19 protein-coding genes are annotated in these 20,755 nt (G+C 62.5%); 1 reads left to right on the forward strand and 18 read right to left on the reverse strand.

Annotated elements, in window-relative coordinates; all coding sequences use genetic code 11:
- The first annotated feature begins 19 nt into the window (after positions 1 to 19).
- The gene (gene gltA / locus ACTIGF_RS12155; RefSeq protein ID WP_375549004.1) at positions 20 to 1,324 is read left to right on the forward strand and encodes a citrate synthase; all 1,305 of its coding nucleotides are present in this window, start codon (positions 20 to 22) and stop codon (positions 1,322 to 1,324) included.
- Between the two features lie 70 nt (positions 1,325 to 1,394).
- On the opposite strand, the gene ACTIGF_RS12160 is transcribed toward gltA, so the two are convergent.
- From ACTIGF_RS12160 to dnaE, 18 genes are all read right to left on the reverse strand, one after another.
- Complete coding sequence (locus tag ACTIGF_RS12160; RefSeq protein WP_439637140.1) at positions 1,395 to 1,625, reverse strand: helix-turn-helix transcriptional regulator; 231 nt, start codon at positions 1,623 to 1,625, stop codon at positions 1,395 to 1,397.
- The gene (locus ACTIGF_RS12165; RefSeq protein WP_439637141.1) at positions 1,618 to 2,175 is read right to left on the reverse strand and encodes a hypothetical protein; all 558 of its coding nucleotides are present in this window, start codon (positions 2,173 to 2,175) and stop codon (positions 1,618 to 1,620) included. Before ACTIGF_RS12165 ends, ACTIGF_RS12160 begins: the two co-directional genes overlap by 8 nt.
- 88 nt (positions 2,176 to 2,263) lie before the next feature.
- On the reverse strand, positions 2,264 to 3,448 hold the full coding sequence (gene lpxB / locus ACTIGF_RS12170) for a lipid-A-disaccharide synthase (protein ID WP_439637142.1): 1,185 nt from the start codon (positions 3,446 to 3,448) through the stop codon (positions 2,264 to 2,266).
- The gene (locus ACTIGF_RS12175; protein WP_439637143.1) at positions 3,420 to 4,304 is read right to left on the reverse strand and encodes an LpxI family protein; all 885 of its coding nucleotides are present in this window, start codon (positions 4,302 to 4,304) and stop codon (positions 3,420 to 3,422) included. The genes lpxB and ACTIGF_RS12175 overlap by 29 nt, the downstream gene beginning before the upstream one ends.
- Before the next feature lie 3 nt (positions 4,305 to 4,307).
- On the reverse strand, positions 4,308 to 5,099 hold the full coding sequence (gene lpxA, locus ACTIGF_RS12180; RefSeq protein WP_439637144.1) for an acyl-ACP--UDP-N-acetylglucosamine O-acyltransferase: 792 nt from the start codon (positions 5,097 to 5,099) through the stop codon (positions 4,308 to 4,310).
- A 10-nt stretch (positions 5,100 to 5,109) separates the two neighbouring features.
- A complete protein-coding gene (gene fabZ / locus ACTIGF_RS12185) occupies positions 5,110 to 5,568 on the reverse strand; it encodes a 3-hydroxyacyl-ACP dehydratase FabZ (RefSeq protein ID WP_439637145.1) in 459 nt (152 codons plus the stop codon).
- Positions 5,565 to 6,593, reverse strand: coding sequence for a UDP-3-O-(3-hydroxymyristoyl)glucosamine N-acyltransferase (gene lpxD, locus ACTIGF_RS12190; protein ID WP_439637146.1), 1,029 nt, complete (start codon positions 6,591 to 6,593; stop codon positions 5,565 to 5,567). Before lpxD ends, fabZ begins: the two co-directional genes overlap by 4 nt.
- A gap of 12 nt (positions 6,594 to 6,605) precedes the next feature.
- Entirely contained in the window at positions 6,606 to 7,211 is a 606-nt protein-coding gene (locus ACTIGF_RS12195; protein WP_439637147.1) for an OmpH family outer membrane protein, read from the reverse strand.
- Positions 7,212 to 7,215: 4 nt separating this feature from the next.
- Complete coding sequence (gene bamA, locus ACTIGF_RS12200) at positions 7,216 to 9,621, reverse strand: outer membrane protein assembly factor BamA (protein ID WP_439637148.1); 2,406 nt, start codon at positions 9,619 to 9,621, stop codon at positions 7,216 to 7,218.
- 35 nt (positions 9,622 to 9,656) lie between these two features.
- Complete coding sequence (locus tag ACTIGF_RS12205; RefSeq protein ID WP_439637149.1) at positions 9,657 to 10,850, reverse strand: M50 family metallopeptidase; 1,194 nt, start codon at positions 10,848 to 10,850, stop codon at positions 9,657 to 9,659.
- Positions 10,851 to 10,874: 24 nt separating this feature from the next.
- Positions 10,875 to 12,056, reverse strand: coding sequence for a 1-deoxy-D-xylulose-5-phosphate reductoisomerase (gene dxr / locus ACTIGF_RS12210; RefSeq protein WP_439637150.1), 1,182 nt, complete (start codon positions 12,054 to 12,056; stop codon positions 10,875 to 10,877).
- On the reverse strand, positions 12,053 to 12,907 hold the full coding sequence (locus ACTIGF_RS12215) for a phosphatidate cytidylyltransferase (protein WP_439637151.1): 855 nt from the start codon (positions 12,905 to 12,907) through the stop codon (positions 12,053 to 12,055). Before ACTIGF_RS12215 ends, dxr begins: the two co-directional genes overlap by 4 nt.
- On the reverse strand, positions 12,900 to 13,619 hold the full coding sequence (uppS, locus tag ACTIGF_RS12220; protein ID WP_439637152.1) for a polyprenyl diphosphate synthase: 720 nt from the start codon (positions 13,617 to 13,619) through the stop codon (positions 12,900 to 12,902). Before uppS ends, ACTIGF_RS12215 begins: the two co-directional genes overlap by 8 nt.
- A gap of 52 nt (positions 13,620 to 13,671) precedes the next feature.
- The gene (gene frr / locus ACTIGF_RS12225) at positions 13,672 to 14,229 is read right to left on the reverse strand and encodes a ribosome recycling factor (RefSeq protein ID WP_439637153.1); all 558 of its coding nucleotides are present in this window, start codon (positions 14,227 to 14,229) and stop codon (positions 13,672 to 13,674) included.
- Positions 14,230 to 14,257: 28 nt separating this feature from the next.
- Entirely contained in the window at positions 14,258 to 14,986 is a 729-nt protein-coding gene (pyrH, locus tag ACTIGF_RS12230; protein ID WP_439637299.1) for a UMP kinase, read from the reverse strand.
- 102 nt (positions 14,987 to 15,088) lie between these two features.
- Positions 15,089 to 16,030: a translation elongation factor Ts gene (gene tsf / locus ACTIGF_RS12235; RefSeq protein ID WP_439637154.1), complete on the reverse strand. Its 942-nt coding sequence runs from the start codon at positions 16,028 to 16,030 to the stop codon at positions 15,089 to 15,091.
- 34 nt (positions 16,031 to 16,064) lie between these two features.
- Complete coding sequence (gene rpsB / locus ACTIGF_RS12240) at positions 16,065 to 16,910, reverse strand: 30S ribosomal protein S2 (protein ID WP_439637155.1); 846 nt, start codon at positions 16,908 to 16,910, stop codon at positions 16,065 to 16,067.
- A gap of 250 nt (positions 16,911 to 17,160) precedes the next feature.
- A complete protein-coding gene (dnaE, locus tag ACTIGF_RS12245) occupies positions 17,161 to 20,613 on the reverse strand; it encodes a DNA polymerase III subunit alpha (protein WP_439637156.1) in 3,453 nt (1,150 codons plus the stop codon).
- Positions 20,614 to 20,755 lie beyond the last annotated feature (142 nt).

Below are 20,755 nucleotides of genomic sequence, written 5' to 3' on the forward strand. Positions count from 1 at the left end.
TAGAAAAGGGGTTGGAGATATGGAAAACAAGATTCAACCGAAAGGTTCCGCACAGCTGTCGATTAACGGCGAGACTTATGACCTGCCTGTGTATGGCGGCTCCATCGGTCCGGACGTCATCGACATTCGTGCGCTCTACAAAAATGCGGGTGTTTTCACCTTTGACCCCGGTTTCACGTCCACCGCGTCCTGCGAAAGCCAAATCACCTATATTGACGGCGATGAAGGCACGCTTCTGTATCGCGGCTATCCGATTGATCAGCTGGCCGACAACGCCAGCTTCATCGAAGTGGCCTATCTGCTGCAAAATGGTGAGCTTCCGAACGCCAAGGAACTCGAAGAGTTTGATTGGACGATCCGTCGTCACACCATGCTGCACGACCAGTTCGACCAGTTCTTCCGCGGCTTCCGCCGTGACGCCCACCCGATGGCGATCATGGTCGGCACTGTGGGCGCGCTGTCGGCGTTCTATCACGACTCAACCGACGTCAATGATCCGAAGGCCCGCCTGATCGCGAGCCATCGCATGATTGCAAAAATGCCCACCATCGCGGCGCGGGCGTACAAATATCACGTGGGCCAGCCCTTCGTGACGCCCCAGAACGATCTCGATTACGCGTCCAACTTCCTGCAGATGTGCTTTGCGGTTCCGGCGGAGAAATACGAAGTCTCCCCGACCCTGGCGCGCGCCATGGACAAGATCTTTACCCTGCACGCCGATCACGAGCAGAACGCATCGACCTCGACCGTGCGTCTGGCCGGCTCTTCGGGGGCCAACCCGTTCGCCTGCATCGCGGCCGGCATCGCTTCGCTGTGGGGTCCGGCTCATGGCGGCGCAAACGAAGCGGCGCTCAACATGCTGGCGGAAATCGGTTCGGTGGAGAACATCCCTGAATACGTCGCCAAAGCCAAAGACAAGAACGATCCGTTCCGCCTGATGGGCTTTGGCCACCGCGTGTACAAAAACTACGATCCGCGCGCCAAAGTGATGCGTGAAACCTGCCACGCAGTGCTCGACGAGCTGGGCGTGCGCAATGATCCGCTGCTGGCTGTGGCCATGGAGCTGGAGAAGATCGCGCTGGAAGATCCGTACTTCGTCGAGAAGAAGCTCTATCCGAACATCGACTTCTATTCGGGCATCACCCTGAAAGCCATGGGCTTCCCGACCGAGATGTTCACCGTGCTGTTCGCCCTGGCCCGCACTGTGGGCTGGATCGCGCAATGGTCGGAAATGATCGAGGATCCGAGCCAGAAAATCGGCCGTCCGCGTCAGGCCTTCACCGGCGCGACCGCCCGCGACTTCGTCGGCATCGACAAGCGCTAGACGCTTCTCTTCACCAAGAGAAAAAGAACCGGCGAAGCAATAGCTTCGCCGGTTTTCTTTTAGCTAAACATCAGCTTTGTAGCGGCCCGAAACCCTGCCGGGAAAACAAGGCGTCCAGCCCCACGCCCAGGGTTTCAGACAGTCTCAACGCCACTTCGATGGTGGGATTGAACTGGCCTCGCTCGATGGCCCCGATTGTCTGAGGGTGGACCTGAACCCGGTTCGCCAGCTCCTGACGCGAGAGGCCGCGGTCCACACGATAGGTCTTCACCCGGTTCTGGAAGTTGACCGGCTCAGTCATCCTCGTCCTCATCCTCGTCGCCTGAGAAGTTGAAATCAGAGGCTTTCAACGTCCAGGCCAGCACCAGCTGGGGTCCGGATATGGCCAGAGCGATCGCCGCCAAGCCTACACCGATTGAGTATCCAGCGGGCAAAGGTGACGCGCCCACCGCCGCGACGATACCCAGAAGCGCGAGCGCCAGATTCAACCCCTGTCTCGTCGCCATGGCGACAAGCGCTTGTTGTCGTTCATCATAGAGCTCTCCCGGTACGGCAAAGGCTGGACGGCTGGCGAAAAAGAGCTTTCTGTCCAGCCAGATCGCCGCCCCCGAGCCCATCAGAAGCAACGGGGCAAGCCCTGTCAGGGACTGAGTGATCGCCGTGCGCGCGGTCAGGGCCTGAATAACGCCGTCGATCACGACGGAAAGAGCAATCGCCAGGATCGCAAACACCATCACCGCCAAGACGACCAAACTCCGCCGTTTGGACGTCTGCGCCCAAGCTTGCGCTTTTTGCGGATCGTCACTGGAGTCAGCGATGTAAAAACCGTGGAGCGGGCCCTGGGCACGCATGGCGACCTCCTGCATGAACTTCAAAACGCAGCATATATGCTACATTTTAGAATGCAAGAGTGATGTCCGCCTGTGACGTCCTGCCCAGCTAGATCAGGGAGAGCACAGCCGCGGCGGCGTTCGCTGACGGTGACCCGCCCTCGCCCCGCATATGGTCGGTGACGTCCCGCAGGCGTCGGGACAGGTCCGACCGGCGCTCAGGATCATCCAGCAAGGCGCCCACGCTATGCGCCAGCACATCGCCCCGACACTGGGTCTGGACATGTTCGGGGATCAGCATCTCATCTGCGGCGATATTGGCGAGCGAGATGTATTTGGATTTCATCAAGAAGAACCGCGCCGCCGCCCAGGCCAGCCAGCCCAAACGATAGGCCGCGACCGTGGGCACGCCTAAGCGCGCCAGCTCCAGCGTCACCGTGCCTGAACAGGCCAGAGCCACATCCGCAGCATGGAACGCGTCCCGGCGCTCTTCGCCATCCACGATGATCAGATCGTCAAAGGCGGGCTCCGCCTTGATCATCTCCCGCGCCTGCTCGGCGATCGAAGGGGCCAGAGGCGTGACGAGCCTGAGGTCCGGACGCTCGGCATTTAACCGGCGGGCAGCGTCGGCGAAGCGCGGGAACAGCCGGGTCAGCTCCGACATCCGGCTGCCGAACAAGACCAGCAACAGCTCGTCCTCGGGGCTGACGCCATGACGCGCCCGAAAAGCCGGGCCGTCGCCGCTGAGATCACGCTCGAGCGCCGGATTGCCCACAAAGCTCACATCCATGCCGTGCTCGGTGAAGTATGGCGCGTCAAACGGATGGATCGCCAACAGATGATCAAACGTGTCGGCGGCGACTTTGGCGCGCTCGCGCCGGGCCGCGAACACCTGGGGCGCCACATATTTGATCAGCGGCACGCCAGGCAACGCCTCGCGCAGTTTCCAGGCGGCGCGCAGCATGAACCCCCACGAATCAATCAGCACAATCGCATCTGCGCCAAACGCCTTGGCGGCGTCCGCGGTCTCCTGGGCGCGCTGATGGACAAGATTGATGATCTTCAGACCGTCAAACAGGCCGAAGACCGACAGCTCGGAAATATCAAAGGGAGACACCGCGCCGCGCTTGGCCATCTCCGGCCCGCCGACGCCTGCGATCTCGACATCAGGGCGCAAGGCGCGCAGCGCATCAATCAGATCACCCGCCAGCGCATCGCCAGACGGCTCCGCCGCCACCAGGAAAATCCGCGGCGCACGCGCCAGTTCAGTCTTCACGGTCAGAGGTTTGGTCATCTGCGACACCCGGCAGCTCGTCCAGTGTTACGGCCCAGACCGCCAGCCCCGCCGCATCGGCGGCGCGCGCAACAGCCTCTCGGCCTAAAACCATAGCGCCGCCCGCAGGGATGACGATACCGGCAAGCCCCGCCCGCGCTGCGCCTTCAACCGTGGAGACGCCGATCACCGGCAAATCAATGCGCCGTTCCTGATCCGGTTTGGGGCGCTTGGCCAGAACCCCTTTGCGATTTATGGCGGAGCCTCTCAGCTCGGGCGGCAAGCCGGCGACGCGCGCCAGCATCTGATCGGTGCCTTCCTGCGCTTCCACGGCCAGCACCAGCCCGTCGCAGACCACAGCGCCCTGCCCGATATCTTCCGCGCCCGTCACGCCGGCGATGTGAAGCGCCTTGGCGGCGTCCGCCCGCACGCCCGGGCTCGGCTCAACCGCGCCGATCAGGCCCGGCTCAACAAGCAGTTCATCTGCGATGTCATTGGCGCCGATGACGGTGAAGCCCTCTTTCTCGAAGAAACCGACAATCGCCCGCAACAGCGCGTCATCACCCCGGGTCGCCGCCGCCAACGCCTGAGGCAGGAAGGCCATCCCCTTGAGGTCGGGCTTGAGCGCCGAGAAATCAGGCCGTGTCACGATGCCGGCGAAGCAGACAGCGTCGCAATCGGCCAGACGCAGATCCTTGACCACCTGCCCCAGCTGAGCGATGCCGCGAATGATCGGGCTGTCATAGCGGGTCGGGTCTGCAAAGCCTTTCAGCGCAATCACGCACGCCAGACGATCTCCGCCCTGAGCGGCTTCTGCCACATAGACCGGAAGGTCCCCGCCCCCCGCAATCAGGCCCAGGCGCTCAAACCCCGCCAAGACCTAGCGCCCCTCTGGCGAACAGAGCGGACGCTTGGCAGGAGTGCGAATGAACTCAACGATGTCCATCACTTCCGGCCGGTTTTCAAACAGACGCGCCGCGTCCTCGATCCGTTCGTTGAACGCGCCTTCATTGGCGAAGACCAGACGGTAAGCCGCCCGCAGATCATGGATTGCATCGCGTGCGAATCCGCGGCGTTTGAGGCCCACCAGATTGAGACCCGCCAGCGCGCCCAGATTATCCACCATGCCATAGGGAATCACGTCGCCGGTCACCGGGGCGCCGCCGCCGATAAAGGCGTATTTGCCGATCCGGCACTGCTGGTGCAACGCCGACAGCCCGCCCATGATCACGTAATCGGCCACGGTGGAATCGCCGCCCAGCGTCGCATTATTGGCGAACACCACATGGTTTCCGACCTTACAGTCATGGGCCACATGCGCTCCGACCATGAAGAAATTATCTGAGCCGACCTCGGTCACGCCCTTCGCGGTTTCGGTGCCCATATGCATGGTCACCTGCTCGCGCAGGATGTTGCGATCCCCGACGATCAGGCGCACATCCCCGCCCTTGAATTTGAAGTCCTGGGGCGGCTCGCCGAGCGAGACGAAGGGATGCAGCACGCAATCTGCGCCCAGATCCGTCTGGCCGCTCAGCGTGACATGGGAGATCAGACGCGTGCGGTCACCGATCTTGACGTTCGGGCCGACAATGCAGAACGGGCCGATCTCGACGCCGTCACCCAGCTGGGCGCTGTCGTCCACAAGGGCTGTGGGATGAATGCTGTGAGTCATGCTCGCTCCGTCAGGCTTCGCGCGGGGCCGAGGTCGCGGAGAACGTCGCATCCGCGCACCGGACGCCGTTCACGCGCGCTTCGCCCTTGAATTTGAAAACACCGCGACGATTGGCTGTCACCTCAACGGGCATCTCCAGCACATCACCCGGACGGACGGGGCGACGGAACTTGGCCTGTTCCACGCCCATGAAATAGATCAACGTATTGGAGATGTCCGCATTGAGCGTTTTTGACATCAGGATCGCGCCCGTCTGGGCCAGCGCCTCGATGATGAGCACGCCAGGCATGACCGGGTTTTCGGGGAAATGTCCCTGAAAATGCGGCTCGGCCGCTGAGACGCATTTGAATCCGACGATGGACTCGCCCGGCACATAGGCTTCCGCCCGATCCACCATCAAGAACGGGTAACGATGGGGCAACCGGCGCAGGATTTCATCAGGCCCGATGATCATCGTCTCGTCGCTCATGTCTCATCCTTCTTGCGCTCAGGCTTGGACTTGCGCCCCACAGCGCGCCGCAGCCACGCCGTTTCGCGCATGAAACTTTGAATGGGCTGCGCTGGGGATCCCGCCCAGGTTTCCCCCGCCGGCACGTCTTTCATGACGGCGGCGTCTGCCGCAAGCCGGGCCCCGGCCCCGATTTTCAAATGGTCCGCAATGCCCACACGGCCGCCAAATTGCGCGCCAGCGCCGATGATGGTGCTGCCTGATATGCCCGCAAACGCCGCCATCACAGCGTATTCGCCCACATCCACATTGTGGCCGATATGGCATAGATTATCGATCCGTACGCCTTTGCCGATCCGGGTGTCCTTGAGCATCCCGCGATCCACGGTCGCATTTGCGCCAAGCGTCGCCTCGTCCTCGACGATGACGCGCCCCAGATGCGGCAAGGTGAAGACCTCACCCTTTTCGTAAGCCAGACCAAACCCGGCCTCGCCCACCACTGCGCCGGCGGAAATTTCACATTTCGCGCCAATCAGCGCGCACTGCACGTTCGCGCGCACGCCGATCCGCGTTTGAGCGCCGATGACGACGCCCGGCCCGATGATCGCACCGGCCTCAATGCGCGCGCCCTCGCCTATGATGGCGTCCGGCCCGACGATGACCCCCGGGGCGAGACGGGCTGTCTCGGCGATCTGTGCAGAGGCGTGAATGAAGTCCGCTCCGTCATGGAAACGGGTGGACAACAGCCGGGCCGCAGCTTGCGCAAACCCTGCGCGCGGAACCCGATGCACCAGAACCGCCTCGCAATGAGGCAAGGCGTCAGCCCAGCTGGCGTCCGGAACAATGGCGACGCCCGCAGCGGGCGGGGTTTCCGGCGGCGCCTTGCCAGCCAGAAACACCAGCTCGCCCGCCAAGGCTGCGTCAGGCGTGGAGACGTCAAAAACAGCGACATCGCCGTCGCCGATCAGGTCAGACCCGATAAGCGCGGCGATGTCAGAAGCCTTGAGCGGGCCGAGCCGCTCAAAAAATCGCGGGTCGGCCCCCATATCAGACCAACCTTATTGCTGCTGTTGAGCAGGCTGGGTGGGAACGCGCACGCGGTTGACCGGCGTGGTCGAGATGCGCTGGTTCAGACGCTCGATCGCAGACTGGGTGACGTCGACGGAATCAGCGGCGAAAACCACCACCGAGCGATCAATGAGCACGCTGGCGTTCCGCTCGGAGACGATCTCTTGCAGCACTTCCTGAAGGATCGGCAAAACCGGACGCATGGCCTGCTGTTCGGTGGCTTGCAGCTCTTGAGCGCGGATACGGCGGGTCTGCTCGAAGGTCGCGGCGTCACGCTGCAGGCTTTCATACCGCGCAGCCAGGTCCGGACGCTGACGGATCGCATCTTCGGAGAGTGCGGACAGTTCAGCGTTGAGCGCTTCGCTTTCAGTCTGGATAGCCGTTTGCTGCGGTCCGAGCTCGGCCTGGATTTCCTGGCCGATGGCTTCCAGGCGCGTGGCGATATGTTGGCCGACAGCGCTCTCTCGAAGGATGCGCTGTTCATTCATGACGAGCACGTCCTGAGCAAAACTCGCCGCGCTGAAACCAATGGTCAGAGCGAGAGCTACAGCGAGCATGCGCAGCGGGCGCATAGCGGCGAAAATCTGACGTTTCATGAGTTTAGAACCCCGTTCGTGTGCTGAAGCGGAAGAACGCCCCTTGGTCGTAATCTTCCTTGATAAAGGCGTGCGCCAGGTCAAACCGCACCGGGCCGAATGGAGAATCCCAGAAGATGCTCATGCCGGCTGATGCGCGCAGCGCCAGGTCGTCAACGGTGAAGATGGCGGAGTCTGTGCCATCATCGTCGATCTGATCGTCGTCAGGCAGGACGCCGACCGTACCGAATTCAGTAAACAGGCTGCCGCGGATGCCATACTGCTCCGGCAAGCCCAGCGGGAAGCCCATTTCAAAGGCGCCAATGGCGTAGAAATTACCGCCCAGGGCGTCGCCGGACACAAACTCATCGCCATCTTCAAGCGCTTCGGCCCGACGCTGGACGACCCGAGGGCCGATGCCTGCGGTTTCAAAGCCGCGGAACGAATTGCCGCCTTTGAAGAAACGGTCGTTGATGCGTGCCGTGTCGCCGCCCCAGGAGAACAGATAGCCCGTAGAGCCAGTGGCGCTGAACACCAGACGATCCCGCCAGACGCTGCGATAGACGCCGCCTTGCAGCTCCGAGCGCACATAGCGCACATCACCGCCAAAGCCGGCGAAGTCCTGGTTGAAGCTCAACTGGAAGCCGCGTGTCGGCTCACGATAATCATCCGTACGGTTCCAGCGCAGCGAATATCCCAGCAACGAGGTGACCCGTGAGCCCGCAGCGCGCTGAATGGATTCTGAAACGCCAGAGAACGTGGTGACGTCATCGGTCCGCATGGTGTAGCTGACACCCGCTTGCACAGCCCGCGTCAGCGGGAAGCCTGCGCGCAGCGTGATGCCGGTGGACTCTGTCTCAAACGACGCTTCGCTGGAGAAGTCGGACCTCACACGGAACAGATCGAAACCTGCCGCGAGATTGCGATCCAGAAAGCGCGGCTCGGTAAAGCGGATATCGATCTGCTGCTGGCGCGAGCTGGTGGAGACCCGCAAGCGCAGGAACTGGCCGCGACCGCGCAAATTGCGTTCAGAGATCGAGAAGTCGACCAGGAAGGAGTCCGTGGAGGAGAAGCCGGCGCCGAAGGCCAGCTCGCCCGTGGGCTGCTCAGCAACCCGCACCTGAACCTGGGCGCGATCCGGAGCGCTGCCCTGGATCGGCTCGACCTGCACGTCTTCAAAGAAGCCCAGCTGACCGACACGGGAGCGCGACACGTTCACCAGCGCCTGGTTGAAGGCGTCGCCTTCCACCAGGTCGAGTTCACGTCGAATGACGCGGTCCAGGGTCCGGGTGTTGCCGATGATGTCGATGCGTTCGATGTAAACGCGCGGGCTTTCCTCGATCACATAATTGATGTCGACCGTCTGGTCTTCGCGGTTCAGCGACACGCGCGGACTGACATCCACGAACGCGTAACCGGCGGCGCCGGCGGCGTAGGTGAGCGAATCCGTGGCGTCCTCGATCAGGCTGCCGATATAGAGGCGGCCAGGCTGGGTCGGCAGAACCGCTTCGAGATATTCGATATTCAGGTCTGAAATCTCGGTCTCGACAGTGATCTCGCCGAATTCATAGCGCTCGCCTTCGTCCATGGTGAAGGTGACGTAGAATTCAGACTGGTCGGGGGCGAGTTCCGCAGAGACCGAGGTCACGCGGAAATCCGCAAAGCCGCGGTCATTGTAGAAAGTGCGCAGCTGCTCGCGGTCATATTCGATCCGGTCAGGGTCGTAATTGTCGTTTGAGCTGAAGAATTTCCACCAGCGCGCCTCGGTGGTGACGATCTCACCGCGCAGGCGGCGATCAGAATACGCTTCATTGCCGACAAACGAGATGCGCTCGACGCCCGTCACCGGGCCTTCCGAGATTTCAAAGACCAGGTCGACGCGGTTTTGCGGCAGTTCGACGATCTGCGGCGTCACCTGAGCGGCGAACCGGCCTGACCGTCGGTAGACTTCAAGAATGCGCTGCACATCAGATTGCACGCGGGAGCGCGTGAAGAGGGCGCGCGCCTGAAGCTCGATTTCATCTGTGATCTTGTCATCGCCAATCGCGCGATTGCCTTCAAGAATCACACGGTTAACGATGGGGTTTTCTTCCACATAGAGAACCAGCGACGCGCCGTCGACGGCCACCCGGACGTCCGAGAACAGATTGGTGCTGTAAAGGGTCTGGATCGACAGATTGATCAGACGCGAATTGGGAAGATCACCGGGCTGGATCAGCAGGTAAGACAGAATCGTATCCGCTTCGACGCGCTGATTGCCTTCCACAAGGATCTGCAGGATCGGTTGCTGGGCTTGTACTGGAGCGCTGTCCACCTGCACCGTCTCAGACGCAGAGGTGGCGGGGTTAACGCCCGCATCCTGCGCATGGCCGACGCCTGCGGTGATCACGCTCAGGAGCGCAGCCGCCAATCCTTTGAAAATCACATTCATGAAAGGCCCTCGTCCCTCGCCCGCGACGCCCCCTGTCACAGGAACTGTCCGCGCAAATAACTCAAATCATTCCAGGTGGCCACCAAGAACATGGCCAAAATCAAGCCAAGACCCAGCCGGAACCCCATTTCCTGAACGGAGGGGCTTGGCGGGCGCTTCGCTATCGCTTCATAGGCGTAGTACACAAGGTGCCCGCCGTCGAGAACCGGAATGGGCAGAAGATTCATTAACCCCAGTCCGACACTCAGCAATGCGGACAAGGCCAGCATCACCACAAACAGCCGCTCAAGCCGCGTCAGAAGGCCGATTGATTGGGTCGCACCGCCGTCACTGACGGCCAGATTGGCGAGCTGACCCGCTGTGGTGGCGATGCCCACCGGACCGTTGATATGTTCGGTTGACGCGCGCCCAGTCACCAGGCGCGACAGATAGCTGATAATTGTCCCGGTGGTGTCGACCGTGCGCGTCACGCCATAGATCGGCGCTTCCCAGAGCGCGGGGCGAACCACCTGGACCTGCGCATCCTGCGATACGCCCACGCCCATGAATCCCACTGCGCGCTCGCCGCCCAGGCCGTCGGGCCGCATGGTGCGATCAGGCGTGACGGTCAGCTCGACTGGCGCTCCGTCACGCTCGACCGTAAAGCGAATGGGTTGATTGGCCCGGGTGGCGACATATTCGCGGATCGAGTTGAAATTGCTAATCTGTGATCCGTTGATTTCGGTCACCAGGTCGCCGGGTTGAAAACCGCCCTGCGCCGCCGCCGAGCCCTCTTCCACGACCCCGATGCGCGGCTCGATCACGCGTTCGCCGTTCATCACCCCGAGGATTGAGAACAGCACGATCGCCAAGAGGAAGTTCGCCAGCGGTCCCGCCGCCACGATGAAGGCGCGCTGCCAGACCGGTTTGAAATGCAGAACGCTGTCTGGGTCAGAGTGCTCGGAGCGCAGCTGTTCAAGGGTTTCATAATCCGGAGCGCTGGCGGCGTTGGCGTCGCCGCGGAACTGCACAAATCCGCCCAGAGGCAAGGCGCTGACCTTCCAGACCGTACCGAGCTTGTCCGTGCGCGAGAACAGCGTCGGGCCAAAGCCCATGGAGAACGCATCGGCATGCACGCCGCACATCCGCCCCGCCCAGTAATGGCCCAGCTCGTGAATGATCACGACAAAGCCCATCACCAGGATGAAGGCGAAAATGGACAGGGTTCCGGACCCAAGCCAGTCGAGCATGTAGTCTCCTTACGCAGCAGCCGCTTAGCGGACTCGCTGCTTAACCGCGTCCATCGCAAACCGACGCCCTTGCCGGTCCACGTCTAACACAGCCTCAAAGCCAGATGGCTGCACGGATACGACGCCGTCGGCTTCCCCTCGCTCCAGAGAGTCAGAGACGCATGCCGCGATGTCAAGAAAGCCTATCTGACCATTCAGAAAGGCGGCGACCGCCACTTCGTTCGCGGCGTTGAAAATCGCCGGCGCGCCGCGCCCCGCATCAAACGCCGCGCGCGCCAACCCAAGCGCTGGAAACCGAACCGGATCAGGGGCTTCGAAGGTGAGTTGGCTAAGTTTGGCGAGATCGAGCCGTTCCACAGGCGTCTCGAGCCGGTCCGGCCAGGCCAGGGCGTGAGCGATGGGCGTGCGCATGTCCGGCATGCCCAGCTGCGCCAACATTCCGCCATCCACATACTCGACCAGGCCATGAACAATGGATTCCGGGTGCACCAGAACATCCACATCGGTCTGCGGCAGACCGAACAAATGGCACGCCTCGATGATCTCAAGGCCCTTGTTCATCATGGTGGCGCTGTCCACCGAGATCTTCGCCCCCATGGACCAGGTGGGATGGGCCACCGCCTGCGCCGGGCTCGCCTGCCCCATCTGCTCGAGCGTCCAGTGTCGGAACGGGCCGCCCGATGCGGTGAGGATGATCTGGCGAATACCGGCGCGTTGCTGCTCGTCAAAGGCCTGGAAGATGGCGTTATGTTCTGAATCAACCGGCAGCAGACGGGCGCCCGCCTCTCGCGCAGCCGTCATGAACAGGTCTCCGGCGCAGACCAGCGCTTCCTTGTTGGCGAAGGCCACGGCTGCGCCCCGGCGCACCGCTTCGAGCGTCGGCGGCAGTCCGGCTGCGCCCACAATGGCCGCCATCACCCAGTCAGCGGACATGCGCGCGGCTTCACAGACGGCGTCAGGACCTGCAGCGCTGCGAATGGACGTGCCTTGCAGCGCAACCTCCAGCGCCGCACCGGCTTCAGGGTCGGCGACGGCGCAAAACTTCGCACGGGTCCGGATCGCCAGCCGCGCCAGATCATCGGCCTGACTGTTCGCGGTCAACGCCACGACATCAAAAGCGCCTTCCGGCGCACGCTCGATCAAATCCAGCGTGGCGCGTCCCACAGAGCCTGTCGCGCCCAGAATTGTGACTGTCCGTGCGCTCATGCGCTCCCTCCAGGCCATCCGCCCGGACCGATCCACGACCAGAGCCCGGCGAACAAAGCCGCCATCATCAGCGCATCCACGCGGTCCAGAACACCGCCATGCCCGGGGATCACCGTACCGGCATCCTTGACGCCGAAGCGGCGCTTGGCCAGCGACATCAACAGATCACCCGCCACCGCCATCAGCGCGGTGGGCGCCGCCAGGATCGCGCCATGCCTTGGGTCCCAGCCCGCCCACCAGGCTGCGAACGCGCCAGCGATCACGCCAAAGGCGAGCCCCGCGACGAGCCCCGCCCAGGTCTTGTTGGGGCTGGCGGCGGGAAGCAGTTTCCAGCCGCCCAGCCAGGACCCCGCCAGATAGGCGAACGTATCCGCGGCCCAGACCACGCTGATCAGAAAGACGACACCCGCCAGCCCAGCAGTGTCCTCATGCCGTAACGCGCCCAGCACGCTGGCGGCCAACGCCACATAAGCGACGCCGAACAACGCCTCATACCCACGTCCGCGCGGCCGCCGGTCGGCATAGGCTGCCAAAGCGCCGCCCAGGATCCAGACGGCGGCCGCCAGAAGTTCAAGCTGGCTGGCGAGCAACACTCCGCCCACAGCCGTACTGGTGGCGATCGCAAAAGCGCGCGGCGGAGCCTTGGGATCCGACATGCGCACCCATTCCCACGCCATGGCGGCGGAAAAGGCGGCGATGAATATGGAAAACGCCGGCCCGCCCCAGATCACCAATCCGATCGAGACAGGCGCAAGCACCAGCGCGGACAGCACCCGTCGGGAGAACATGGGATCGCCGCGCATGGGCTTGCGAGGCGCGGTCACATCGTCACCATTCTCAGGGTCAGCCATGACGCACGCCGCCATAGCGACGGTCCCGGCTGGCGTATTCGGACAAGGCGTCCTCAAAGGCTGACTTGTCAAAATCAGGCCAGAGAACATCCATGAATACAAACTCCGCGTACGCGGCTTGCCACAGGAGAAAGTTGGAGATGCGGCGTTCGCCGCTGGTGCGGATCACCAGATCAGGGTCAGGCAGATCCGCGGTGTCCAGATAACGGGCGAACTCGGCTTCGTTCAGTGCGGACAAATCGCCGTCATGGGCCTTGGCTGCACGCTGCGCGGCGCGGATGATCTCGTCCCGCCCCCCATAATTGAAGGCGATGTTGAGAAAGAAGGCGTCATTCTCCGCCGTCCGCGTTTCCACAGACTCAATCAGGCGCAACAATTCCTCTTTCAGCCCCTCGCGGCGGCCCAGAATGCGCACACGCACGCCTTCGGCGTGCAGCCGGTCCAGATCCGCCGCCACGAAACGCCTTAACAGCTCGAACAACGCCTCCACCTCGGCGGCGGGACGGTTCCAGTTCTCGGTGGAAAAGCTGAACAGGGTGAGATAACGCACCCCGAGCTGACCGGCGGCGCGCACGGCCTCGCGCACCGCCTCGACCCCCTTGCGATGACCAAAGGCGCGCGGGCGCCCCCGAGACGCCGCCCAGCGACCATTGCCATCCATGATGATGGCGACGTGCCGGGGCGTCTGTCCGGACGGTTCGGTCTCGCTCATGGAAACGGCCCTCCCGCCGTCGCAGGGCGCACGCAAGCGAGCGCCCGTCCCATCAGACCTGAGTGATCTCGTCCTGCTTGGTCTTCAGCAGGGTGTCGATGGACGCCACTTTGGCGTCGGTCAGTTTCTGGATCTGGTCAGCCAGCTTCTTGTGCTGGTCTTCGCTGATCTCATTGTCTTTTTCGTCGCGCTTGAGCTGATCCATGCCATCGCGGCGCACATTGCGCACGGCGATGCGGGCGTTCTCGGCATACGAACCTGCGGTTTTGGCCAGCTCCACACGGCGCTCTTCGTTGAGCGGCGGAATCGGAATGCGCAGGGTTTCGCCTTCGGACACCGGATTCAGACCCAGCGAAGAGTTGCGAATCGCCTTTTCCACAGCGCCGGCCAGGGTCTTGTCCCAAACCGAAATCGTGATCATGCGCGGCTCGGGCACTGACACGTTGCCGACCTGGTTGATCGGGGTCAGCGCGCCATAGGCCTCAACCTTGATCGGATCAAGCAAGCTGGCGTGAGCGCGGCCGGTGCGCAGGCCGGCGAATTCTTTCTTGAGCGCGTCAATCGCGCCATCCATGCGGCGCTCGATGTCTTTGATGTCGAAACCGGACATGTCCGTGTCTCCCCTTTTTATTGCGGCTTCAGGTGGATAAGCCGCCGACGACCGTACATGTGCCCTCGCCATCCAGAACCCGGGCGAGACCGCCCTGTTCGCGGATGTTGAACACAACGATCGGAATCTGGTTGTCGCGCATCAGCGTCACCGCCGAGGCGTCCATAACTTTCAGATCGCGCGCCAGAACGTCGATATAGTCAAGAGACTCAAAGCGTTTGGCTTGCGGATTTTTACGTGGATCATCATCATAGACGCCATCCACGCTGGTGCCTTTGAACAAGGCGTCACATCCCATTTCGGCGGCGCGCAGAGCGGCGGCCGTGTCGGTGGTGAAAAACGGATTGCCCGTGCCGGCGGCGAAGATCACCACGCGGCCACGCTCCATATGGCGCACGGCGCGGCGGCGAATATAGGGCTCGCACACGGTGGTCATGGGAATGGCGGACTGAACGCGGGTCTGCACGCCGACGCGCTCCAGCGCCGTCTGCATGGCCAAGGCGTTCATCACGGTCGCCAGCATGCCCATATAGTCGGCGGCGGCGCGTTCCATGCCTTTGGCGGCGGCGGTCAGGCCGCGGAAAATGTTCCCGCCGCCGATCACCAGGCACAGCTCGTAGCCGGCCTCGACCGCTTCGCCGACTTCGCGGGCGATGCGGTCTGCAGTTGTCATGTCGATGCCGTAGGGCTGATCGCCCATCAGAGCTTCACCGGAAACCTTCAAAAGAACCCGTTTATAGGGGCCTTTAGGCGTAATAAGCGGTCGGTCCTCGGTGTCGGTCACGGCAAGCTCCGCATGATTGCTGTCTTCAGATGGAGTCCGGCCCGGACGCGTCTTCACACGCCCGGGCCGAAATTGTTAGCCTTTAGCGACGGCTGCGACTTCAGCGGCGAAGTCTTCTTCTTTTTTCTCGACGCCTTCGCCCAGAACCATGCGGACGAAACCGGTCAGTTCGATCGGTGCGCCTGCATCGCCCTCAGCCGCCTTGATGGCTTCAGCGACGGTCTTGTCGGTGTCGAACACGAAGACCTGCTTCAGAAGCACGACTTCTTCGTAGAACTTGCGCAGACGGCCTTCGACCATTTTCTCAATGATCTGCTCAGGCTTGCCGGATTCGCGGGCCTGGCCAGCGAACACTTCACGCTCTTTCTCGACCACGGTCTGATCCAGCTCGCCCTCATGGACGGCCAGAGCCGGCGCAGGCGAGCCTGCCGCCACATGCATGGCGACCTTGCGGCCCAGCTCGGCGAGAACCGCCTTGTCGCCTTCGGACTTCAGCGCAACCAGCACGCCGATTTTGCCCATGCCGTCGCCAGCCGCGTTGTGCACGTAAGCTGCGACAACGCCCGGATCCACAGACAGGGTGGCGGTGCGGCGAACCGACATGTTCTCACCAATCTGAGCGATCAGATCGGTCATGGTGTCGGCCACGGACTTGCCCGAAGACATCTGCGAGGCGTTCAGGGCCTCCACAGAATCCGCATTGATCGCCAGACCGGCGATTTCAGCCACGGCGTTCTGGAAGATCTCGTTACGAGCCACGAAGTCGGTCTCGGCGTTCACTTCAACAGCGGCGGCGGCCATGCCGGCGCCAGCGTCTTCAGCTTTAACGGCCACCAGGCCTTCAGCAGCCACGCGGTCCGCTTTCTTGGCGGCTTTGGACAGGCCTTTCTTGCGGAGCCAGTCGACGGCGGCTTCCATGTCGCCGTCAACTTCCACAAGCGCCTTTTTGGCGTCCATCATGCCGGCGCCGGTTTTGTCGCGAAGCTCTTTAACGAGAGCAGCGGTGATCTGAGCCATGGGGAGGTCTCCTTGGATCGCGCTTGGGGCGCTATTAGGATTTGGCGTCTTCAGCCGGCGCTTCCGCAGCAGCGGGCGCGGCTTCGGCGGCGGGTTCTTCGGTCGGAGCGGCTTCGCCCTCGTCCACGCCCAGAGCGACTTCGCTCGGCGCTTCAGATTCGCCCAGATCCATGCCCAGAGCGGCCTGGCTGTCGGCGATGCCGTCCAGCACGGCGTCCGCGATCAGATCACAGTACAGCGAAAGCGCGCGAGAGGCGTCGTCATTGCCCGGGATCGGGAAATCGATCGGATCAGGATCACAATTGGTGTCCAGAATGGCCACGACCGGGATGTTCAGGCGCTTGGCTTCCTGAATGGCGATGGACTCCTTGTTGGTGTCGATCACGAACATCAGGTCCGGGGTGCCGCCCATTTCCTTGATGCCGCCAAGCGAACGCTCGAGCTTTTCACGCTCGCGGGTGAGCATCAGGATTTCTTTCTTGGTCAGACCGGTCGGGCCGCCTTCGGCGTCCAGAAGGGTCTCCAGCTCGCGCAGACGCGCGATGGACTTGGAGATGGTCTGCCAGTTGGTGAGCGTGCCGCCCAGCCAACGGTGATTCATGTAGTATTGCGCACAGCGCGATGCGGCCTGCGAAATCGGCTCGGCGGCCTGGCGCTTGGTGCCCACGAACAGAACGCGACCGCCTTTGGCGGCGACTTCACGCACTTTCACCAGAGCCTGGTGCAGCAGCGGAACGGTCTGCGACAGGTCGATGATGTGGATGTTGGCGCGTTCGCCGAAGATGTAGTCTTTCATCTTCGGGTTCCAGCGGTGGGTCTGGTGACCGAAGTGACAGCCGGCTTCGAGCAGCTGGCGCATGGAGAAATCAGGAAGAGCCATATTTTAGGTCCTTTTTCCGGTTGGCCTCCGCGGAGCGGAGCCGCTCGCCTCACCTTTCATCCAGCTGGACTTCAGGCACGACTTGCGACACCGGAGCGACTTTTCACCTGAAAAGCCGAAGCTCCGCGTGCGGGATCGGGCGCGCTTATACGAGCCGCAGCCCAAAGCTGCAAGCCATCAGATCGGACTTTCCGCCTCTGACGCCCGCCTGAACTGACATTTCTGACGCCAGGACGCCCTGATGCGCGCCTTACAGCGTCTCCACCTCCAAAACGCCGGCGACCGCCTTCACCGCGGCGCGGGCCGCCGGATCGACCGCATGGCGTCCCGGCAGGCGCACTTCCGCCAGACGCCCGTCCGACAAAGGCACGATCAGATGGATGGAGCCTTTCACGGCGCCCTCCCGCCCATCGGCCCGGTCGATGCGCTTTCTCAAGGGTTCGAGCGCGCCTGATTGCCCCAGGCGGATTTTGAGCCCCTGACCAATATGCTCAGCCGCAAAGGGGTCGATCGTGTCGGCGCCGTCGATGATCAGCCGAAGCCCTTCATCCTGCGCCTCGATCTTGGCGTTTACGAGCACCGACGCGCCCGGTTCGATCACCTCGCGGATTTCGCGCAACACTTTGGGCGGAACCAGCGCCTCAAACTCGCCGGACGGATCAGAGAGCGTGACGAACGCGAATTTCTCGCCCGAACGCTGGGAGACTTTTTCCTGACGGCGGCGCACCACGGCGGCCAGGCGTGCAGCGCGCGCGCCCTCCGCCGCTTTTGACGGCAGGTCCGCAAAGACCACCACGCCGCGCCGGGCCAAAGCCGGCATCATGTCATCGAGCGGGTGACCGGACAGGTAAAACCCGATGGCGGCGAGCTCTTCATCCAGCCGCCGCACCGGATCCCAGGGTTCAGGGTCGGGCAGATTGGGACGCTCAAGCTTGGCGCCGCCGGATTCCCCGCCCCCGCCAAACAAGGAGGCTTGCGCGCTGTCGCGCTCGGACTGGGCGTTCTGGGATACGGACAACAGCATTTCAGCGGAGGCCAGCGCCTTGGCGCGATCCGGCTCCAGCGTGTCGAAGGCCCCGGCGCGCGCGAGGTTTTCAAACGCGCGCTTGTTCACCTGACGCGGATCCACGCGTTCGGCGAAATCAAACACATCCTTGTAAGGCCCGCCCGTGCGGCGCACCTCGGCCACATGCTCCATCGCCGAATACCCCACATTGCGGATCGCGCCGAGGGCGTATCGGATCCTGCCCTCTTCAAGGGCGAAGTCAGCCTCGGACGCGTTCACATCCGGCGGCAACACTTCAAGACCGATGCGTTTGGATTCCTGGAAGAAAACAGCGAGCTTGTCCGTGTTCGCGCTATCAAGGCTCATCAGGCCGGCCATGAAGGCGGCGGGGTGATTGGCTTTCAGCCACCCTGTCTGATAGGCGATCAGGGCGTAGGCGGCGGCGTGGGATTTGTTAAAGCCATAGCCGGCGAACTCGGCCACCAGATCGAAGATATAATTGGCCTTGTCCTTGGAAACGCCGCGCTTTTCCGCCCCTTCGTTGAAGCGCACGCGCTGCTTGTCCATCTCCTCCTTCTTCTTCTTGCCCATGGCGCGGCGAAGAAGGTCGGCCTCTCCAAGAGAATAGCCGGACAGGATCTGGGCGATCTGCATCACCTGTTCCTGATAGATGATGACCCCGTAGGTTTCCTTCAGGACAGGTTCGAGATCGGTGTGCAGGTAATCGGGCTCCTTACGCCCGAATTTTCGGTCCACATACACGTCGATATTCTTCATCGGACCTGGCCGATAAAGCGAGATCAACGCGATGATGTCCTCAATGCTGTCAGGCTTGAGCTTGCGCAGCGTGTCGCGCATGCCCGTACTTTCAAGCTGGAACACGCCGATGGAGGATCCCGCGCCCAGAAGCTCGTAAGTGGCGGGATCTTCCAGGCTGATCTCGTCCATATCCGGACGCGCCAGCCCCGCGCTTTCAATATAGCTGAGCGCCCGCGCGATCACGGTGAGGGTTTTCAGGCCCAGGAAGTCAAACTTCACAAGGCCCGCAGGCTCCACCCATTTCATGTTGAACTGGGTGGCGGGCAGGTCCGAGCGCGGGTCCTGATAAAGCGGGACGAGATCCGTCAGCGGCCGGTCGCCGATCACCACGCCCGCGGCGTGGGTGGAGGCGTTTCTAAACAAGCCCTCCAATTGCAAAGCCACAGTGATCAGCTGATCGACCATGTCGTCGGTGCGCTGCATCTCCTGCAGCTTGGGTTCGGTCTTCACCGCTTCCGCCAGGGTGACCGGCTGGGCGGGATTGTTGGGGACCTGCTTTGCGATCCGGTCCACCAGCCCGAACGGCAATTGCAGCACCCGGCCCACATCGCGCACCACCGCGCGCGCCTGCAAGGTGCCGAAGGTGATGATTTGCGCCACCCGGTCCTGGCCGTAGCGCTCCTGCACATACCGGATCACTTCGCCGCGGCGATCCTGGCAAAAGTCCACGTCAAAGTCTGGCATCGAGACGCGTTCAGGATTCAGGAAGCGTTCAAACAGCAAGCCGAACCGAAGCGGATCAAGGTTGGTGATGGTCAGCGCCCAGGCGACAAGCGAGCCGGCGCCCGACCCCCGTCCCGGCCCCACCGGGATATCCTGGGATTTCGCCCACTGGATAAAATCCGAAACGATCAGGAAGTATCCGGGAAACCCCATGCGCTCGATGACGCCGAGCTCATAATCGAGGCGTTCAAAATACGCCTCGCGCGTATCGGCCATTTCGATCTTGGCGAGCCGGTCCTCCAGACCTTCGGTCGCCCGGGCGCGCAATTCCTCAGCCTCATTGCGATCGCCCTGGGTCGGAAAGCGCGGCAGGATCGGCTTGGAGGTGCGCGGCCGGAAGGAACAGCGTTTTGCGATTTCTAGCGTGTTGGAGATCGCTTCAGGCAGGTCGGCGAACCGCTCCGCCATCGCCGCGCCGGATTTGAAATCATGCTCGGCGGTCAGTTTGCGCCGGTCATCCATGCTGACATAGGCGCCCTCGGAGATGCACAGCAGCGCATCATGGGCCTGATAGAATTCAGGCTTGGGGAAATGCGGCTCGTTCGTCGCCACCAATGGAAGGTCCAGCGCATAAGCCTGATCGACCAGCCAGGTCTCAGCGGTGACGTCATCGGCGCGGCCATGACGCTGAAGCTCAAGATACAGGCGATCGGGAAAGCTGGCGCGCAAGCGTTCCAAAAGGGCCTGCGCCTGCCCATCCCGCCCCGTGCAGAGAAACCGGTTCAGCGCGCCGTCAAATCCGCCCGTCAGACAGATCAGACCGCCGCTGAGCTCCAGCACTTTCTCGATCGGCACATGAGGCTCGTCCGTGGCGGCGACGTCGAGATAAGCCGCCGATGACAGCTTCATCAGATTGGCGTAGCCCTCTTGGGATTGCGCCAACAACACCAGCGTGCCGTCCGGCTTCGCCCGTTCTCCCGGACGCGGCGCCTCGACCTGAACGGACAGCGTCACCCCGGTGATCGGCTGGACGCCCTCGCCCGACAGCACTTCGGAAAACTCGAGCGCGCCGAACAGATTGTTGGAATCGGTGATCGCCGCCGCCGGCATGGAGAAGGTTTTGCATAGCGCCGCCGTCTCCTTGATCCGGATCGCCCCTTCCAACAAGGAATATGGCGACCGAACGCGTAAATGGACGAAGGGGGCATCGCTCACGACGGGCGCTCCAGATCTGGCGGACTCACCGCTTCATTCTAGCGCCCGCCCGGCGCTGAGGTCAGCCCGCGATTGCGGCGGACAGGCTGAGCGCGACAGCGATGAAGCCGACGATGACTGCGGCGGACGTCATATCTTCAAT

It is taken from the genome of Oceanicaulis sp. (assembly GCF_051859625.1).
In the GTDB taxonomy this organism is placed as follows: Bacteria; Pseudomonadota; Alphaproteobacteria; order Caulobacterales; family Maricaulaceae; genus Oceanicaulis.